This is a genomic window from Providencia rettgeri (assembly GCF_013702265.1).
Classification (GTDB): domain Bacteria; phylum Pseudomonadota; class Gammaproteobacteria; order Enterobacterales; family Enterobacteriaceae; genus Providencia; species Providencia zhijiangensis.
This window is the reverse complement of the sequence record NZ_CP059348.1, coordinates 398,461-415,885: the sequence shown is the minus strand read 5'-3', so window position 1 is coordinate 415,885 and position 17,425 is coordinate 398,461. Positions and strand designations below refer to the sequence as shown.

Sequence of the window (17,425 nt, the reverse complement as noted above, 5' to 3'; positions counted from 1 at the left end):
TAACATTAAAACTGCGTGAAAAGCTGTTAACACCCATCACGCTTTACAGCGCAAAAAGGCTGGTGATTAAAAAATCACCAGCCATCAGCCTAATTACTTAAGCTGCGTTCTTGAAATTGAACTTATTTAAGTTCAACAGAAGCGCCTGCTTCTTCAAGAGATTTTTTCAGAGTTTCAGCTTCGTCTTTGCTTGCAGCTTCTTTGATAACTGCTGGAGCTGATTCTACCATGTCTTTAGCTTCTTTCAGGCCAAGACCGGTTGCACCACGAACTGCTTTGATAACTGCAACTTTGTTCGCACCAACAGATGCCAGAACAACGTCGAATTCAGTTTTTTCTTCAGCAGCTTCAGCTGGGCCCGCAGCAACAGCAACAGCTGCAGCAGCAGAAACGCCGAATTTTTCTTCCATCATAGTAATCAGTTCAACAACGTCCATTACAGACATTTCTGCAACTGCATCAAGGATTTGGTCTTTAGTGATAGACATAACAAGTGTTCCTAAAATTCAGAAATAGTTTATACGTTAAAAAGCAACGAAGGAAAGGGCTTATGCAGCTTCTTTCTGATCGCGCAGAGCAGCCAGAGTACGAACCAATTTGCCGGCAGCGGCTTCTTTCATGGTTGCCATCAGGCGTGCGATTGCTTCATCGTAAGTTGGGAGAGTTGCCAGACGATCGATATCTTTCGCTTGGATTAACTCACCTTCAAAGGCCGCAGCTTTAATCTCAAATGCTGGATTCGCTTTCGCGAACTCTTTGAACAGACGAGCGCCAGCGCCCGGATGTTCGTTAGAGAAAGCAATTAAGGTTGGACCAACAAACGCGTCTTTCAGTACATCATAAGCAGTACCTTCAACAGCACGGCGAATCAGCGTGTTACGAACAACACGGATATAAACGCCAGCTTCGCGACCTGCTTTACGCAGTTCAGTCATTTTTGCTACAGTTACGCCGCGTGAATCAGCAACAACTGCAGAAAGCGCGCCTTTGGCTACTTCGCTGACTTCAGCAACAATCGCTTGTTTGTCTTGAAGATTTAGTGCCATTAGCTTCTTGCTCCTGGATTAACCGGGAAAACCCGGGACTCACATCACTCAAACACAACATTATGTAAGAGCGCTAAAACACGGTGAGCAGAATAGAAATCCAGAATTAAATTCTAGGTATCTCTGTCACCGTCTACGCAGGTAAATTAAGTAGCTACTAGTAACTAATAAACTACACCTGCGGTCTTGGACGGGGTCTGGAAAGGCCAGACTCCATACCGAAATTTGTGGTTTGTTGGGCACATTTCTATACCCAACAAACTCGAGGCGTCAAATTTTATACAAATTTGCCGCAAAGGTAAAGCCTAATTGCCAATTAGCAGATGCTAACGGAATTAAACTGCTGCTGACAGACCAGATTGGTCGATAGCAACACCTGCGCCCATGGTAGTGGACAGGCTGATTTTCTTGATGAAAACGCCTTTAGCAGAAGCTGGTTTTGCTTTTTTCAGCGCGATCAGCAGTGCTTCTAAGTTTTCTTTCAGTTTGTCAGCGTCGAAATCAGCTTTACCGATAGTGGTGTGGATGATTCCGTTTTTGTCGTTACGGTAACGAACCTGACCAGCTTTAGCGTTATTAACCGCTTCAGCAACGTTAGGAGTTACAGTACCAACTTTCGGGTTTGGCATCAGACCACGTGGGCCCAGAACTTGACCTAATTGGCCAACAACGCGCATTGCATCTGGAGAAGCAATAACAACGTCAAAGTTCATTTCACCAGCTTTGATTTTATCAGCCAGATCTTCCATACCAACCAGTTCAGCGCCAGCAGCTTTAGCAGCTTCAGCGTTTGCGCCTTGTGCGAACACAGCAACGCGAACTGAACGGCCAGTACCGTTTGGCAGTACAGTTGCACCGCGAACGTTCTGATCAGATTTACGAGCATCGATACCAAGATTGATAGCTACGTCAACGCTTTCAACGAATTTAGCAGTCGCTAATTCTTTCAGCAGAGCAACGGCTTCATTGATGTCATACTGTTTAGTTACATCAACTTTCTCACGGATATTGCGCATGCGCTTAGTCAGTTTAGCCATTCTATTAGTCCTCCACTACCAGGCCCATGGAACGAGCAGTACCAGCGATTGAACGCATCATCGCGTCAACGTCAGCACCAGTCATATCCGCAGCTTTAGTTTCTGCGATTTCGCGAACCTGTGCAGAAGTCACTTTACCAACTTTGTCTTTGTTCGGCTTACCAGAACCAGACTTAACGCCAGCCGCTTTTTTCAGCAGAACTGCTGCCGGTGGAGTTTTAGTTACGAAAGTGAATGAACGGTCTGCATAAACAGTAATAACAACAGGAATTGGTAAACCTTTTTCCAGGCTGTCTGTTTTTGCGTTGAACGCTTTACAGAATTCCATGATGTTCACACCTTGCTGACCCAGTGCTGGACCAACCGGTGGACTTGGGTTTGCCATACCAGCTGCTACTTGCAGCTTAACGTAGGCTTGTACTTTCTTAGCCATGAATATTTCCTCAAATTGGGTAATAACGCCTTAATGGATTAAGGCTCCCCGTTACATTAACGCCCCGCAACACACCGTTTGCGCAGTATGATGCCAAGCATAAAAAACAAAAGGCGCGAAATTGTATGAAAATTTCGCGCCTTTTGCAAGTCTGCTATTCGGATTAGTTAGGCTTTTTCTACCTGTCCGAAGTCTAACTCAACTGGAGTTGCACGACCAAAAATAGAAACAGAGACTTTTAAGCGGCTCTTTTCATAGTCGATTTCTTCAACAACACCGTTGAAGTCAGAGAATGGACCTTCGCTAACACGAACCATTTCACCTGGTTCAAATAGCGTTTTAGGACGTGGCTTATCACCAACTTGTTGTAAGCGATTCATGATCGCATCAACTTCTTTATCACTAATTGGTGCTGGACGATCTGAAGTCCCACCGATAAAGCCCATTACACGCGGAACACTGCGTACTAAGTGCCAAGAGTCATCATTCATGACCATTTGAACTAATACGTAACCAGGGAAGAATTTACGCTCGCTCTTACGGCGCTGGCCGCTACGGATCTCAACAACTTCTTCAGTTGGAACCATAACATCGCCAAATAACTCTTCCATATTATGTAATTTGATATGTTCACGCAGAGACTGTGCTACGCGACCTTCAAAACCAGAGAATGCCTGAATGACATACCAGCGTTTTTTAGGTAAATCTGACATTTAGAATAACCTCAGGCTTGTAATAAATGAAACTAAACGCACTAGGATACCATCTAATCCCCACAGGATCAGTGACATTACAGCCGTTACAGCAGCAACAATCAGAGTCGTTTGTAATGCTTCCTGGCGAGTAGGCCAAATGACTTTCTTCACCTCGATGCGAGCTTCGCGCGCAAACGCCAGAGTTGCTTTACCTTTTGTGGTCCACAAAGCAACAGCACCAGCAATAGCTACTACAGCCACAACTGCAAAAGCACGCAGTGCGAGATTATATTGACGGAAGTAATAGTTGCCCACGATAGCAACAATTAATAAGGCACAGACAACTACCCATTTGAAGATGTCTGCACTGCGTCCACTTCCTTGAGCTTCGCTATTCGCACTCATAATTCAACCTGTTACCATGAAGTATGTATAAAGCTCGCTTGCCTTACCTATGCAGTATGGCAATCAGAGCACACCAATAGAATATGCCAGCATACCCAGTAAATTTAATGACCACCCTATTTCGAAAATAAATTTCTTTTCGTGGCAGCGGTAAAATATACCATAACTTCTGAGCAAAACCTTAATAAATCTCATATAACTGTATCGGGCTCTCAATACAGTCAGTCAATCGTTGTTTCAGAGCCTATCTCACCAATAATTATGAAAACGATTGATGAGATAGGTTCTTAGGTTTAAGCGCTAACATTTTAAAAACTTGAGTATAAAAAGGGCATCAGTCGATGCCCTTTTTACTAAAGTGGTTCTTTCTTATTCAGAAAGAGCGGTATTATGCAATGATTCTTGCAACAACACCCGCACCTACAGTACGACCACCTTCACGGATTGCGAAACGTAAACCATCATCCATCGCGATTGGGTGAATCAGAGTCACGATCATGTTGATGTTGTCGCCTGGCATTACCATCTCTACGCCTTCTGGCAGTTCGATAGTACCGGTTACGTCAGTTGTACGGAAGTAGAACTGTGGACGGTAGCCTTTGAAGAATGGAGTATGACGACCACCTTCATCTTTGCTCAGAATATAAACTTCTGATTCGAATTGGGTGTGTGGCTTGATTGAACCTGGTTTAGCCAGTACTTGACCACGTTGAATTTCTTCACGCTTAGTACCACGCAGCAGAACACCAACGTTCTCACCCGCACGACCTTCGTCCAGCAGTTTACGGAACATTTCAACGCCAGTACAAGTAGTCTTAGCCGTTGCTTGAATACCAACGATTTCAACTTCTTCACCAACTTTGATGATACCACGCTCAACACGGCCTGTTACTACTGTACCACGACCAGAAATTGAGAATACGTCTTCGATTGGCAGCAGGAATGGCTTGTCAATTGCACGCTCTGGTTCTGGGATGTAAGAATCCAGGTAGCCTGCTAATTCAACAATTTTCGCTTCCCACTCTGGGTTGCCTTCCAGCGCTTTCAGTGCTGAACCGCGAACAACTGGAGTGTCGTCGCCTGGGAAGTCGTATTGAGACAGAAGTTCACGAACTTCCATTTCAACTAATTCTAACAGTTCTTCGTCGTCTACCATGTCACATTTGTTCAGGAAAACGATGATGTAAGGAACACCTACTTGGCGACCTAACAGGATGTGCTCACGAGTTTGTGGCATTGGGCCATCAGTCGCAGCAACAACCAGAATTGCACCGTCCATCTGCGCAGCACCAGTGATCATGTTTTTAACATAGTCGGCGTGTCCTGGGCAGTCTACGTGTGCGTAGTGGCGAGTTGGGGTGTCATATTCTACGTGAGAAGTAGAAATGGTGATACCACGCGCTTTTTCTTCTGGTGCGTTATCGATTTGGTCGAATGCACGAGCGTTACCGCCGTAAGTTTTAGCCAGAACAGTAGTGATTGCTGCTGTCAGGGTAGTTTTACCATGGTCAACGTGGCCGATTGTACCAACGTTAACGTGCGGTTTTGAACGTTCAAATTTTTCTTTAGACACGACTCTATTCCTTATGGAGTTCCCTCTTCACGATAAAGAAGGAACTTAAATTAAAGTAGTTAAATCGATAAAAATCGATTATCTAGCGTTACGAGCTTCGATTACAGCTTGTGCAACGTTGTTTGGCGCTTCATTGTACTTCAGGAACTCCATAGAGTATGAAGCACGACCTTGTGTCTGAGAACGCAGGTCAGTAGCATAACCGAACATTTCGGACAATGGTACTTGTGCACGAACAACTTTACCAGTAGGTAAGTCATCCATACCTTCAATCATACCACGACGACGGTTCAGGTCACCAATTACATCGCCCATGTAGTCTTCTGGAGTTTCCACTTCAACTTTCATGATTGGCTCAAGCAGAACTGGTTTCGCTTTTTTGAAGCCGTCTTTAAATGCCAGCGATGCTGCCAATTTAAACGCCAATTCAGAGGAGTCAACATCATGGTAAGAACCGAAATGCAGACGAACACCCATGTTAACTACTGGATAACCAGCTAATGGACCAGACTTAAGCTGCTCTTGCAGACCTTTGTCAACCGCAGGAATGTATTCCGTAGGGATTACACCACCTTTGATTTCGTTGACAAATTCGTAGTCCATTGGCAGACCATCTTTGTCTTTCTTGTCCAGTGGGTACATATCGATAACGACATGACCGTACTGACCACGACCACCAGACTGTTTCGCGTGTTTACCTTCGATGTCAGTCACTTTAGCAGTGATTGCTTCGCGGTAAGCTACTTGTGGTTTACCAACGTTCGCTTCAACTTTGAATTCACGACGCATACGGTCAACCAGAACGTCCAAGTGCAATTCACCCATACCAGCGATGATAGTCTGATTAGTCTCTTCATCACTTGATACGCGGAATGATGGGTCTTCTTGAGCCAGACGGCCTAATGCGATACCCATTTTTTCTTGGTCAGCTTTAGTTTTTGGTTCGATTGCAACAGAGATTACTGGCTCTGGGAATTCCATACGCTCCAGGATGATTGGTGCATCAACTGCACATAAAGTATCACCTGTAGTTACGTCTTTCAGACCGATAGCAGCCGCGATGTCACCAGCGCGAACTTCTTTAATCTCTTCACGCTTGTTAGCGTGCATCTGAACGATACGACCAAAACGCTCTTTCTTCGCTTTAACAGCGTTCAGAACGGTATCACCTGAGTTAACAACACCGGAGTAAACACGGAAGAATGTCAGGTTACCAACGAATGGGTCAGTTGCAATTTTAAATGCTAAAGATGAGAACGGCTCTTCGTCACTTGCATGACGTTCAGCTGGAGTATCTTTACCATCGTCCAGAATACCGTTAATTGCCGGTACATCTGTAGGAGCTGGTAAGTAATCCACGACCGCATCCAGCATCGCCTGAACACCTTTGTTCTTAAATGCAGAACCACAGGTAACCAGGATAATTTCGCTAGCAAGAACACGTTGACGTAAAGCACCTTTGATTTCTGCTTCAGTCAGTTCTTCACCGCCCAGATATTTTTCCATCAGTTCTTCTGATGCTTCTGCAGCGGATTCGATCAGGTTGTTGTGCCACTCTTCAGCCAGCTCTTGCATGTCCGCAGGGATATCTTCGTATTCGAAGGTAACGCCTTGGTCTTCATCGTTCCATTTGATTGCTTTCATTTTTAGCAAGTCAACAACACCAGTGAACGACTCTTCTGCGCCAACTGGTAATTGCAGTGGAACTGCAGTAGCTGCTAAACGAGTTTTTAACTGCTCAACAACGCGTAAGAAGTTCGCACCCATACGGTCCATTTTGTTAACGAACGCGATACGTGGAACTTTATATTTGTTAGCCTGACGCCATACAGTTTCAGACTGTGGCTGAACACCACCAACCGCACAGTAAACCATTACCGCGCCATCAAGAACACGCATAGAACGTTCTACTTCGATTGTGAAGTCAACGTGTCCCGGGGTGTCGATGATGTTGATACGGTGTGGTTCATACTGCTTAGCCATACCAGACCAGAATGCAGTAGTCGCAGCTGAAGTGATAGTAATACCACGCTCTTGCTCCTGCTCCATCCAGTCCATTGTTGCAGAACCTTCGTGGGTTTCACCGATCTTATGGTTTACACCAGTATAGAACAGAATACGTTCAGAAGTTGTGGTTTTACCGGCGTCGATGTGTGCACTGATACCGATGTTACGATAGCGTGCTATGGGCGTTTGACGAGCCATTTTTTCCTCTCTCGTGGGCGTTCAATTCTTCATATAAAGGGCAGCTGAAAGCTACCCTGAGATACATCACTAAGATTGGTAAGAGATTACCAACGGTAGTGTGCGAACGCCTTGTTAGCTTCTGCCATACGGTGAACGTCTTCACGTTTCTTAACAGATGAACCTTTGTTCTCAGCAGCGTCTGATAATTCGTTTGCCAGGCGAAGCGCCATAGATTTATCACCGCGTTTACGAGCAGCATCAACGATCCAACGCATTGCCAGGGCATTACGACGAACCGGGCGAACTTCAACTGGAACTTGGTAAGTTGAACCACCAACACGGCGGGATTTAACTTCCACAGTCGGACGCACGTTATCAAGTGCTAATTCGAATGCGTCAAGTTCAGTTTTACCAGAACGCTGAGCAAGGAGCTCAAGTGCGTTATATACGATTGCTTCAGCAGTAGATTTTTTCCCGTCTACCATCAGGATATTTACAAATTTGGCCAGTAATTCTGATCCGAACTTAGGATCTGGAAGAATTTTACGTTGACCAATTACGCGACGACGTGGCATGGATATGACTCCGTTGTTAATTCAGGTTTGTCCAAAACTCTACGAGAGTATTTTGACATTAAGATTAAAAATGTTTGGCCTTACTTAACGGAAATCCATTAAGCCTTAGGTTTCTTCGCGCCGTATTTAGAACGAGCTTGCTTACGGTCTTTAACACCAGAACAGTCCAGTGCGCCGCGAACGGTGTGATAACGCACACCTGGCAAGTCTTTAACACGACCGCCACGGATCAGGATTACGGAGTGTTCCTGCAAGTTGTGGCCTTCACCACCGATGTAGGAAGATACTTCGAAACCGTTAGTTAAACGAACACGGCATACTTTACGTAATGCTGAGTTTGGTTTTTTAGGAGTGGTAGTATATACACGAGTACATACGCCACGTTTTTGCGGGCAAGCTTCCAGTGCTGGAACGTTGCTTTTCACAACTTTCGAGCTACGAGATTTGCGTACCAGCTGATTAATAGTTGCCATTATTAAAAAAGCTCCTGGTTTTTTTGCTTCGTAAACACGGATTTTGACCTCGTTCGCCAACATGACGATACACGAGGACGCGAAATTTTATTGCCGACTGGCTCAGGTGTCAAGAAATATACAACTTTTAGTGACTTTATAAGGCAAAATGTTGCTTATGAGCTTCAGTTAGCTTTACAAAACCTTGATATGAGATGATAGAAACACCATCTGCTACCTGATCTTGTAGCCCTCGGGCGTCAATATCTGCATCCAAGGCATAGATTTGGACACCGCTATTTTGTAGTTCCGCAAGATATTTGGATTGTGAAACAGCGGCAATCACACCATCTTGGAAAAGCAATATAGCGTCTTCATTGGTGATTAAACGCAATAGCGCGGAAAAATCACATTTAAATGGAGAAGTGGCTAGGGTGTATAGCATAGGCAGGATCCTACTATAGATCAAAATCCGAACACAAGATCAAATTTTGAACACAAGCTCAAAATTTCAGCACAACATCACAGACAGATAACTGCTCTTGGATCTGCTGGGGTGTTAAAAATTCAGGCGTCACAATCCACTCATTTTGCTGGCTAAGGCCTCTTTCCTTTAATGACTCTGAACATAGGTAAATGTTTTCAATGTCATAGAGAGGTAAAATCTTGAACGTCGCAATATAGTCCCGAGCTAAAATTTCTTTAGGCTGCTGATGAGCGAGTAATTGGCATACGCCATCAGAAAGAAAGAATACACTGATTTCCTCAGTCAGTGCTGAGGTCGCTAATAACGCATCCAGTCCTTCACGCCCACTGGCACTACCATGTGGCATAGTCGTAAAAACAAAGGCTATTTTCTTCACAAGAGACCTTATCTTATATCTTATAGAGTGACGTGGTTCATGATGTTCAGGTTTAAAACTGGATTGTGCGGTCAGTGGTTAACATGGATTCAGCCAGACTTCCTAAACCGCTCATGGTAAAACTTTCAGATAAATTATAAGCAGATAGCGATAGCGCGTTAGCTTGCTCTTCATCTGTAATACCACGACGTAACCCTGCTGCAACGCAGATATTCATTTCACAGCCCGACTCTTGTGCCAGCTGGCGCCATGCTTTGACCAGATCAAATTCATCATTCGCAGGGGAAGTTAAAGCATTGCCATTCAGAACGCCATCTTGATAGAAAAACACCGTCTTCAATAGATGCCCCTCTTGAAGAAGGGCCTTGGCAAATTGATAGGCACTTGCTGATTGTGAAGTGCCGTATGCGGGGCCTGTCACTAACAAACAATAGGTTAGCGGGGTTGTTTTACTCATTCACCACTCTTAAATTGGCGGATATATAAATAGACAGTGTGCTTGGAAATATTCAGGCGGTCAGCAACTTGGTTGATAGCATCTTTGATATCAAAGATCCCTTTTTCGTACAGGTTCAGAACCACTTGTTTATTTTTCGCGTTGTTAGAAACATTACGGTCATTGCTAACTTCTTCGATGGTGTATTCCAATGTTTGTGCAACTAAGTCATCAACTGAAGATGCAAAGTTCACATCGGAAGTCACTTCTTGTTTTTCTTCCGGTACAAAAGACTTAATGATTTCAGAAAATGGCACATCCAAGTTCATGTTGATACACAGTAAGCCAATAACACGTTGCTTACGGTTACGAATCGCAATCGTCACGGACTTCATTAAGTCGCCACTTTTCGCTTTCGTAAAATACGCTTTAGAGACATTGGATTCCGCATCCGCCATGTCATGAAGCATTCTTAATGCTAAGTCAGTGATAGGGGAGCCAATTTTACGCCCTGTATGCTGACCATTCGCTATTCTCACTGCTGAACATTTGAGGTCTTCTAAAGAGTGAAGAACAATTTCACAATGCTCACCGATTAGCATAGCGAGCCCGTCAACCGCAGCTTCATATGATTTTAAAATTTCGTGGTCAGTCTCAGTAAACGGCTGGTTATCAAGAATATTAATATCACTGAGGTCTTGGGATTGTAATGCATCAGACATTTCAACGGCATCCTTCTAAAGTGTATAAAATTCATCACGTCAACCAATGAGGCATTCATTATTCGACTCATTTGCCTTCACTTTATCGTACATAGTCAACGGATGTGATGATTAAAAATAAAAACGAATCTACTGAAGTTAAAACTCCAAGGCGTTGCCGTCAAGCGAATGAATGCAAGAGAGTATGTTTTATCACAAGTTTTAAAGAATATAAGATTTTTAAATGTAAATTTTTAATCGAGAATGACACAACTCTGCTTTTTTAGCATTGAATTGCGTAACCCAATGAAAAAAGCCCAGAACGAATCTGAGCTTTTTTGTTTTTAACGCTGTGAAATCTTATTTTGCAGCAGGTTTGATGTCTAATAATTCAACATCAAAGATCAGCGTTGAATTTGCTGGGATACCTGGAACGCCGTTTTCACCGTAAGCTAATTCTGGTGGGATAACTAATGTCATCTTGCCACCTTTCTTCAGGTTAGATAAACCTTCAGTCCAGCCTTTGATCACTGAGTTTAATGGGATAGTCAGTGGCTCGTTACGAGAATAAGAGCTATCGAATTCAGTGCCATCAACTAAAGAGCCTTTATAGTGAACAACAACGGTTTCGTCTTCTTTAGGTTTGGCGCCAGTACCGTCTTTTTCAATTTTGTACAGTAGGCCAGACTTAGTTTTCACTACGCCCTTTTCTTTTGCAAATTTCTCGCGATATTCGTCACCTTTCTTCACGTTAGCTACTGATTCAGCTTTGATTTTATCTTCAGCTGCTTTTTTCACTTGTCCTTCGAATTGACGTAATGTTTCTTCAACTTGTGCATCAGTCATTTTGCTTTTGCCGTTGAATGCATCTTGAACACCAGCCAGTAATTGGGCTTTATCCAGATTAATACCGATCGATTTTTGTTCTTCTAAAGAATTCTGCATATAGCGACCTAAAGAGGCACCTAATGCGTATGCGTTACGCTCTTCTGCATTTTTGAAAGCGCTCGCTTGTGTTTTTGCTTCTTCCGCCATAACTTGTGGGGCAGTAAAAGCGAATGCTAATGTTGTTGCTAATAGACTTGCCTTAAACAGTGATTTCATCCTAATCTCCGATAGCTATTATTCGAGCCATACGGCTCATTTTTATTGATAGCTGTTCCTTACCTTAAAAAAACAAGCTGTCAGTTAACACAATAAATATAAGAATATCTTAGACCACATTAACAAAAAGAGGTTTCAACGCCTACACCTTTAAATAAAACTTATCTGTTGATTTGTAATGTTCGGTTATTATGATGTTTTTTCATGATGAGAACCCATAAGGAGAGTCTAAAATGGATTCATCAGACAATTTTGAACAGCGTTTAGAACTTTTAGAAAGCAAAGTTGCTTTCCAAGAATTGGCCATTGAACAGCTTAACCAAGTAATTACAGAACAACAAATGCAGCTGTCAAAAATGCAGGAACATTTACGTATTGTGGCGGAGAGATTAAAAGCATCGCAATCATCTCACCTAGCTCGTCCAGAAGAAGAGACTCCACCGCCACATTACTGAAACTATCAACGAAAAAAGGAAAGCATCTGCTTTCCTTTTTTTTACTCATTGGCGCTAGGGATTAGTGGCAACCACAACCGCCATGCTTGTGACCGTGGCCTTGACCTTCACCACCACCACAGCAACCGCCTTCTGAACCGTGGCTATGACCGCCACCGCCACAGCAACCACCTTCGTGGTCATGGTCGTGGTCGTGACCATCAGCACCATGGACGTGGCCATGAGCGATTTCTTCTTCAGTTGCTTCACGGATAGCCATGACTTCAACATTAAATTTCAGGTTTTGACCTGCTAGCATATGGTTACCGTCAACGATAACTTCATCGCCTTCGATGCCAGTGATTTCAACTGGAACTGGGCCCATGTCAGTGTCCGCTAAGAAACGCATACCCACTTCCAGCTCGTCAACGCCCATGAATACATCTTTCGGTACACGTTGAACTAAGTTGTCATCATATTGACCATATGCATCGTCTGAAGCGACTTCAACATCGAAATGTTCGCCAACTTCACGACCTTCTAATGCTTTTTCCAGACCAGAAATTAAAGAACCACGGCCATGCAGATAGTCCATTGGCGCATTTGCCGGGGACTCATCAACTAAAACACCGTCTTCTGTTCTTACTTGGTAAGCTAGGCTTACAACCAAGTCTTTTGCTACTTTCATGACATCTCCTACGACCCGTAAGGGAAAAATTTTTGCCAATTGTACCGGAAAACAATTGTGCTGTATTGAGAATTGACAAAATTCTCTTATTCTGGCGTAAAAATTCCAATAACTTGTTCTTGCTTTCTCACATGCTCAGTTGCATCGCCTTCAGCTTGACGTTGTTGATCCCCACAATTCACACATTCAACCACATCAATTTTATCTTCTCGCCACATCATTAAGGTGTCTTGAGACTTACATTTAGGACAGGTTGCCCCAGCAATAAAACGCTTACGTGTTGCTGCCATTTTTCTACCTTACTGTTCGTTATTCCAGCTGTGCGGTTGGCGATTTTCTCTTTGCATCTCTTTTTCGAAAAGTTCGTTGAGTTCACGCCGTGCCTCTTTAATACGTGAAATTTGCCCGCTGTCGCTGTTCTCATTTTCAGGAATAATATCCCGTAGCATACGCATATCAAGCCGACGGAAATGCTGTTTCGCTCGATAAGCTTTGTGTGGATGCATTCCGGTGCTAATCAGTGCTTTGCTTCCCATTTCTAACGCGCTTGAGAAGGTTTCACGGCTAAAATCCGTCACGCCGCTGTGCAGTAATTCGTGAGCTTCTAAGCGCCCTTTTGCACGCGCAATAATATGCAAATTCGGGAAGTTTTCTTGGCAAATACGCACAATTTCCATCACTTCTTCAGGAACGTTGCTGGTGATCACAATCGCTTTGGCTTTATCCGCTCCCGCTGAGCGCAGAAGTTGTAGCTCTCGCGCATCCCCATAATAGACGGTGTAACCGTAGCGGCGCATGGTACTAATCGCGGTAACATCTTGTTCAAGCACCGTAATATTCACTTTGTTCGCCATCAGCAAACGGCCAACCACCTGCCCCATTCGCCCAAATCCCACTAAAATCACATGAGGATTGGTATCTTCCACAAACGGTTTTTCGGTAGAGGTTGCTTGCTGATTATAACGGCGGTTGAGATACGCATCTATCAACTGCATCACAAGTGGCGTTGTCATCATCGATAGCGTCACCACTACCAACAATAAATCCATTTGTCGCTCATCAATCACGCTAGCACCGAATGCCGTGGCATAAATTACAAAGGCGAACTCACCACCTTGGCTAAGCACCCCAGAGAATTGCGCTCGAGCACCGGTGCGTAAACGCGCCACAAATCCCAATACATATAAGACAAGCGCTTTCACGGCGACCAGCACCAAAACTGCCAGTAAAACTTGAGGGAGATAAGCCCACAATACTTGTAAATTTAATGACATACCGACGGAGATGAAAAACAGCCCTAGCAGCAAGCCTTTAAACGGTTCAATATTAATCTCAAGTTCATGACGAAATTCCGTCTCAGCGAGCATCACCCCCGCCATAAACGTACCCAACGCCATTGAGAAGCCAAGGCTTTCCATAATCAACGCAGAACCCAGTACGACTAACAACGCCGCTGCGGTAAAAATTTCATGAACGCCCGATTTCGCTGCGAGCCTAAAGAGTGGACGTAATAAATAACGCCCGACAATCCATAGCCCCGCAAACGCCACCACTTTCAATCCAATTTTGTACCAATCGCTGCTTCCCGTATCCCCTGCCAACAGCGGGATCAGCGCCATAATCGGGATTACCGCCATATCTTGGAACAGTAAAACAGAAAAACCGAGCTGCCCACTTTCTTGGTTGGACATCCCTTTTTCATTCATTAATTGCAGCGCCATAGCCGTTGAGGACATCGCCATTCCCAGCCCGCCAACCACAGCTGCCTGCCAAGAAAACTGAGCTAGAATCAAGATCCCAGCCATCAAAGCCGCGGTTACAACCACTTGAATGGTACCGACACCAAAAATCGATCGGCGCAGCTCCCACAATTTCGAGGGTTTCAGTTCCAACCCAATCAAAAACATTAAGAAGACAACACCCAGCTCCGAGAAATGCAGAATGTCATCCACATTGCGAATAAAGCCCAATACAAATGGACCAATCACAATCCCCGCCAATAAATAGCCTAATACCGCACCCAGTCGGATTTTTTGGGCAATCGGCACCATCACCACACCGGCGCATAAAAATATGATCACCGATTCAAATAGATTTAATTCATCCATTTGAAATGTCTCCCGTATTGAGAGGTTGTCTCATCCATTGCTTATACTCTTCAACCATTTGCTGTAACTGTTGCGGGCTCTGCCGACGGGCAGAATAGATAATGTTCGGCTCCATCCAGTGCATATCACACATCAATGAGGTCAACTCAAATGGACGAAGGATTTCAGATAATGGATAACGATTATAGCCGCCATACTGGTAAGCTTCTTCTGGCTCCCCCGTGGTGATAATCGAGCGCCAATATTTGCCTTTCAGTTTTTGGTATCCTTGGTCTGTGGCAAATCGGCGAGTCAGAACTTGGTCAAACCACTCTTTTAATAGCGCGGGGCAACTATAAGTATACAGCGGGTGCTGAAATACAATGACATCATGCTGGCAAAGCAGCTTTTGTTCAGCAGTGACATCAATAAAATAATCGGGATATGTTGCGTATAAATCGTGGATAGTGACATTGTCAAAATCGCGCACTGCATTTAACAACAGACGATTAGCAACAGATTCATGGGGGTCTGGGTGAGCGTAGACCACGAGCACTTTTGGCGTATTTGACATCTTTCCCTCCTCAAAGGCGTGTCAGGCGGATAATTTTCCGTTACCATGCAGCCTGCTAAATGTACTTTAAGCTTAATATATTTCAGTAATAACTTTATTATTCGAATATATCTAACTCAATAATTTAACATATTTTCAATAGACGGTTTCTATGATTGTTTTCTCTTCATTACAAATTCGCCGAGGTGTACGTGTTCTGCTGGACAATGCAACTGCGACTATCAATCCGGGGCAAAAAGTCGGATTAGTGGGTAAAAACGGCTGCGGAAAATCCACATTGCTGGCACTGTTAAAGGGTGAATTGCAAGCGGAAGCAGGATCAGCAACCTTTCCAAGCAATTGGTCTATGGCGTGGGTGAACCAAGAAACTCCAGCCCTTGATGTACCTTGTATTGAGTATGTGATTGATGGCGATCGTGAGTTTCGCGCCTTAGAACATAAACTCCAACAGGCGAACGAAAAAAATGACGGTCACGCTATTGCCGTCATTCATGGGCAGTTAGATGCCATTGATGCGTGGACAATTCAGTCTCGTGCAGCGAGTTTGCTACATGGTCTTGGCTTTAGCCAAGCACAGCTACAGTCTCCGGTAAAATCATTTTCCGGTGGATGGCGTATGCGCCTAAACCTTGCGCAAGCCCTACTGTGCCGTTCTGATTTATTACTTCTCGATGAACCGACGAACCATTTAGATTTAGATGCAGTGATTTGGTTGGAAAAATGGCTTAAAAGCTATTCTGGCACCCTAATCTTGATTTCCCATGATAGGGACTTCCTCGACCCCATCATCGACAAAGTGCTGCATATCGAACAAGAAACCATGTTCGAATACACGGGCAACTACTCCTCATTCGAACGCCAACGTGCTACTAAACTCGCTCAGCAACAAGCCTTGTATGAGAGCCAACAAGCTAAAGCCGCCCACTTACAAAGCTATATTGACCGCTTTAGAGTGCAAGCCACCAAAGCTAAACAGGCACAAAGCCGAATTAAAATGCTCGAACGCATGGAGATGGTCGCCCCTGCGCATGTGGACAACCCATTCCATTTTTCATTCCGTCAACCTGAAAGCCTGCCGAATCCATTATTAAAGATGGAAAAAGTCAGTGCAGGTTACGGTGAAAAAGTGGTGCTGGAATCCATCAAATTGAATTTAGTTCCGGGTTCTCGCATTGGGTTACTGGGACGAAATGGTGCCGGTAAATCCACACTAATCAAAATGCTAGCAGGTGACTTACCACCATTACACGGTGAAATCTCACTCGCCAAAGGGATCAAACTGGGGTACTTCGCCCAGCATCAATTAGAATATTTGCATGCGGATGAATCCCCATTACAGCATCTTGCTCGTCTTGCGCCAGAGCAAACCGAGCAGCAATTACGTGATTACCTTGGCGGCTTTGGTTTTAAAGGCGACCAAGTGACGGATCCTAGTGGACGTTTCTCTGGTGGGGAAAAAGCCCGCTTAGTATTAGCTCTGATTGTCTGGCAGCGCCCTAACTTACTATTACTCGATGAGCCAACCAACCACTTAGATTTGGATATGCGCCAAGCACTAACCGAAGCGTTAATGGCTTTCGAAGGCGCATTGGTTGTGGTTTCCCATGATAGACACTTACTGCGCACCACCACGGATGAGCTGTATCTGGTTCATGGCGGAAAAGTGGAGCAATTTGATGGTGACCTCGAAGATTACCAACAATGGTTAGCTGAGCAGAACAAAATGGAGCTACAGCAAGCCCGCGATCTGCTTGATAAAGAAAAGCCAGCCAGCACGTCAACCGTGACGGCGCAAGATAGAAAAGACCAAAAACGCCGCGAAGCCGAGTTCCGTCAACTGACCCAACCTATCCGTAAAAAAATCACGGAGTTGGAAAAGAAAATGGAAAAACACTCTGCATCCTTAGCCGAGTTAGAGGCGAAATTATCCGATGCCGCTATTTATGAGCAAGATAAAAAAACGGAGCTGACTGACTGTTTGAAAAAGCAGACTGAGCATAAATCAGCCCTTGAAGACGTTGAAATGGAATGGATGGATCTGCAAGAGCAGTTAGAAACCATGACCAATGAGTTTGAAGCGGGTTAATTCGTAATCGTTCTTCAATAATAACCCTTTATTAAGATCAGACTAATAA

Annotated in this window: 21 protein-coding genes; 2 read left to right on the top strand and 19 right to left on the bottom strand. The window is 44.3% G+C overall.

The features are described from left to right. Nucleotides 1-122: 122 nt before the first annotated feature. The 15 genes from rplL to fkpA form a co-directional block, all read right to left on the bottom strand. Nucleotides 123-488, bottom strand: a complete 366-nt coding sequence (gene rplL / locus H0913_RS01925) for a 50S ribosomal protein L7/L12 (protein WP_006657047.1) — start codon at nt 486-488, stop codon at nt 123-125. 60 nt (nt 489-548) lie between these two features. Further along, on the bottom strand, nt 549-1,046 hold the full coding sequence (gene rplJ, locus H0913_RS01920; protein WP_006657046.1) for a 50S ribosomal protein L10: 498 nt from the start codon (nt 1,044-1,046) through the stop codon (nt 549-551). Nucleotides 1,047-1,381: 335 nt separating this feature from the next. Continuing rightward, nucleotides 1,382-2,083 (bottom strand): 50S ribosomal protein L1, encoded by a 702-nt coding sequence (rplA, locus tag H0913_RS01915; RefSeq protein ID WP_132497207.1) that lies wholly within the window; start codon nt 2,081-2,083, stop codon nt 1,382-1,384. A 4-nt stretch (nt 2,084-2,087) separates the two neighbouring features. Next, entirely contained in the window at nt 2,088-2,516 is a 429-nt protein-coding gene (rplK, locus tag H0913_RS01910) for a 50S ribosomal protein L11 (protein WP_006657044.1), read from the bottom strand. A 167-nt stretch (nt 2,517-2,683) separates the two neighbouring features. Then, nucleotides 2,684-3,229, bottom strand: a complete 546-nt coding sequence (nusG, locus tag H0913_RS01905) for a transcription termination/antitermination protein NusG (protein ID WP_181477893.1) — start codon at nt 3,227-3,229, stop codon at nt 2,684-2,686. Then, nucleotides 3,230-3,616 (bottom strand): preprotein translocase subunit SecE, encoded by a 387-nt coding sequence (gene secE, locus H0913_RS01900; protein ID WP_154626047.1) that lies wholly within the window; start codon nt 3,614-3,616, stop codon nt 3,230-3,232. 388 nt (nt 3,617-4,004) lie between these two features. Further along, complete coding sequence (gene tuf / locus H0913_RS01895; RefSeq protein ID WP_096759607.1) at nt 4,005-5,189, bottom strand: elongation factor Tu; 1,185 nt, start codon at nt 5,187-5,189, stop codon at nt 4,005-4,007. A 78-nt stretch (nt 5,190-5,267) separates the two neighbouring features. Beyond that, nucleotides 5,268-7,394 carry an elongation factor G gene (gene fusA / locus H0913_RS01890; protein ID WP_154602339.1) on the bottom strand — a complete coding sequence of 709 codons (2,127 nt, stop codon included), beginning with the start codon at nt 7,392-7,394 and terminating at the stop codon, nt 5,268-5,270. 86 nt (nt 7,395-7,480) lie between these two features. Beyond that, nucleotides 7,481-7,951: a 30S ribosomal protein S7 gene (gene rpsG, locus H0913_RS01885; RefSeq protein ID WP_006813694.1), complete on the bottom strand. Its 471-nt coding sequence runs from the start codon at nt 7,949-7,951 to the stop codon at nt 7,481-7,483. A gap of 98 nt (nt 7,952-8,049) precedes the next feature. Beyond that, nucleotides 8,050-8,424: a 30S ribosomal protein S12 gene (gene rpsL, locus H0913_RS01880; protein WP_004265905.1), complete on the bottom strand. Its 375-nt coding sequence runs from the start codon at nt 8,422-8,424 to the stop codon at nt 8,050-8,052. A gap of 136 nt (nt 8,425-8,560) precedes the next feature. Further along, complete coding sequence (gene tusB / locus H0913_RS01875; protein WP_181477892.1) at nt 8,561-8,848, bottom strand: sulfurtransferase complex subunit TusB; 288 nt, start codon at nt 8,846-8,848, stop codon at nt 8,561-8,563. Nucleotides 8,849-8,906: 58 nt separating this feature from the next. After that, the gene (tusC, locus tag H0913_RS01870; protein ID WP_154602349.1) at nt 8,907-9,236 is read right to left on the bottom strand and encodes a sulfurtransferase complex subunit TusC; all 330 of its coding nucleotides are present in this window, start codon (nt 9,234-9,236) and stop codon (nt 8,907-8,909) included. Between the two features lie 82 nt (nt 9,237-9,318). After that, nucleotides 9,319-9,723 carry a sulfurtransferase complex subunit TusD gene (gene tusD, locus H0913_RS01865; protein WP_154638619.1) on the bottom strand — a complete coding sequence of 135 codons (405 nt, stop codon included), beginning with the start codon at nt 9,721-9,723 and terminating at the stop codon, nt 9,319-9,321. After that, the gene (locus tag H0913_RS01860) at nt 9,720-10,424 is read right to left on the bottom strand and encodes a helix-turn-helix transcriptional regulator (RefSeq protein WP_036948726.1); all 705 of its coding nucleotides are present in this window, start codon (nt 10,422-10,424) and stop codon (nt 9,720-9,722) included. Before H0913_RS01860 ends, tusD begins: the two co-directional genes overlap by 4 nt. Before the next feature lie 339 nt (nt 10,425-10,763). Further along, entirely contained in the window at nt 10,764-11,507 is a 744-nt protein-coding gene (fkpA, locus tag H0913_RS01855) for an FKBP-type peptidyl-prolyl cis-trans isomerase (protein ID WP_154602336.1), read from the bottom strand. A gap of 233 nt (nt 11,508-11,740) precedes the next feature. Between fkpA and H0913_RS01850 the strand changes: the two genes are divergently transcribed. Then, the gene (locus H0913_RS01850) at nt 11,741-11,962 is read left to right on the top strand and encodes a SlyX family protein (RefSeq protein WP_154602335.1); all 222 of its coding nucleotides are present in this window, start codon (nt 11,741-11,743) and stop codon (nt 11,960-11,962) included. A 61-nt stretch (nt 11,963-12,023) separates the two neighbouring features. Here the strand turns inward: H0913_RS01850 and slyD are convergent, their stop codons facing one another. The 4 genes from slyD to kefG form a co-directional block, all read right to left on the bottom strand. Beyond that, complete coding sequence (gene slyD / locus H0913_RS01845; protein WP_006659533.1) at nt 12,024-12,629, bottom strand: peptidylprolyl isomerase; 606 nt, start codon at nt 12,627-12,629, stop codon at nt 12,024-12,026. 86 nt (nt 12,630-12,715) lie between these two features. Beyond that, nucleotides 12,716-12,919, bottom strand: a complete 204-nt coding sequence (locus tag H0913_RS01840; protein WP_036948717.1) for a YheV family putative zinc ribbon protein — start codon at nt 12,917-12,919, stop codon at nt 12,716-12,718. A gap of 9 nt (nt 12,920-12,928) precedes the next feature. Further along, on the bottom strand, nt 12,929-14,737 hold the full coding sequence (gene kefB / locus H0913_RS01835; RefSeq protein WP_181477890.1) for a glutathione-regulated potassium-efflux system protein KefB: 1,809 nt from the start codon (nt 14,735-14,737) through the stop codon (nt 12,929-12,931). Further along, a complete protein-coding gene (gene kefG, locus H0913_RS01830; RefSeq protein ID WP_181477889.1) occupies nt 14,730-15,290 on the bottom strand; it encodes a glutathione-regulated potassium-efflux system ancillary protein KefG in 561 nt (186 codons plus the stop codon). Before kefG ends, kefB begins: the two co-directional genes overlap by 8 nt. Before the next feature lie 151 nt (nt 15,291-15,441). On the opposite strand from kefG, the gene H0913_RS01825 reads away from it, so the two are divergent. Beyond that, nucleotides 15,442-17,376, top strand: coding sequence for an ABC transporter ATP-binding protein (locus H0913_RS01825; RefSeq protein WP_181477888.1), 1,935 nt, complete (start codon nt 15,442-15,444; stop codon nt 17,374-17,376). The last annotated feature ends 49 nt before the right edge of the window (nt 17,377-17,425 follow it).

Bases quoted from the DNA above. Each gene is read 5' to 3' on its own strand.
- tusC (WP_154602349.1), bottom strand. From the start codon at position 9,236: ATGCCACATGGTAGTGCCAGTGGGCGTGAAGGACTGGATGCGTTATTA.
- fusA (WP_154602339.1), bottom strand. From the start codon at position 7,394: ATGGCTCGTCAAACGCCCATAGCACGCTATCGTAACATCGGTATCAGT.
- H0913_RS01850 (WP_154602335.1), top strand. From the start codon at position 11,741: ATGGATTCATCAGACAATTTTGAACAGCGTTTAGAACTTTTAGAAAGC.
- rplL (WP_006657047.1), bottom strand. From the start codon at position 488: ATGTCTATCACTAAAGACCAAATCCTTGATGCAGTTGCAGAAATGTCT.
- rplK (WP_006657044.1), bottom strand. From the start codon at position 2,516: ATGGCTAAGAAAGTACAAGCCTACGTTAAGCTGCAAGTAGCAGCTGGT.
- rpsL (WP_004265905.1), bottom strand. From the start codon at position 8,424: ATGGCAACTATTAATCAGCTGGTACGCAAATCTCGTAGCTCGAAAGTT.
- tusB (WP_181477892.1), bottom strand. From the start codon at position 8,848: ATGCTATACACCCTAGCCACTTCTCCATTTAAATGTGATTTTTCCGCG.
- kefB (WP_181477890.1), bottom strand. From the start codon at position 14,737: ATGGATGAATTAAATCTATTTGAATCGGTGATCATATTTTTATGCGCC.
- H0913_RS01825 (WP_181477888.1), top strand. From the start codon at position 15,442: ATGATTGTTTTCTCTTCATTACAAATTCGCCGAGGTGTACGTGTTCTG.
- rplA (WP_132497207.1), bottom strand. From the start codon at position 2,083: ATGGCTAAACTGACTAAGCGCATGCGCAATATCCGTGAGAAAGTTGAT.
- fkpA (WP_154602336.1), bottom strand. From the start codon at position 11,507: ATGAAATCACTGTTTAAGGCAAGTCTATTAGCAACAACATTAGCATTC.
- H0913_RS01860 (WP_036948726.1), bottom strand. From the start codon at position 10,424: ATGTCTGATGCATTACAATCCCAAGACCTCAGTGATATTAATATTCTT.
- secE (WP_154626047.1), bottom strand. From the start codon at position 3,616: ATGAGTGCGAATAGCGAAGCTCAAGGAAGTGGACGCAGTGCAGACATC.
- rplJ (WP_006657046.1), bottom strand. From the start codon at position 1,046: ATGGCACTAAATCTTCAAGACAAACAAGCGATTGTTGCTGAAGTCAGC.
- slyD (WP_006659533.1), bottom strand. From the start codon at position 12,629: ATGAAAGTAGCAAAAGACTTGGTTGTAAGCCTAGCTTACCAAGTAAGA.
- tusD (WP_154638619.1), bottom strand. From the start codon at position 9,723: ATGAGTAAAACAACCCCGCTAACCTATTGTTTGTTAGTGACAGGCCCC.
- nusG (WP_181477893.1), bottom strand. From the start codon at position 3,229: ATGTCAGATTTACCTAAAAAACGCTGGTATGTCATTCAGGCATTCTCT.
- H0913_RS01840 (WP_036948717.1), bottom strand. From the start codon at position 12,919: ATGGCAGCAACACGTAAGCGTTTTATTGCTGGGGCAACCTGTCCTAAA.
- kefG (WP_181477889.1), bottom strand. From the start codon at position 15,290: ATGTCAAATACGCCAAAAGTGCTCGTGGTCTACGCTCACCCAGACCCC.
- rpsG (WP_006813694.1), bottom strand. From the start codon at position 7,951: ATGCCACGTCGTCGCGTAATTGGTCAACGTAAAATTCTTCCAGATCCT.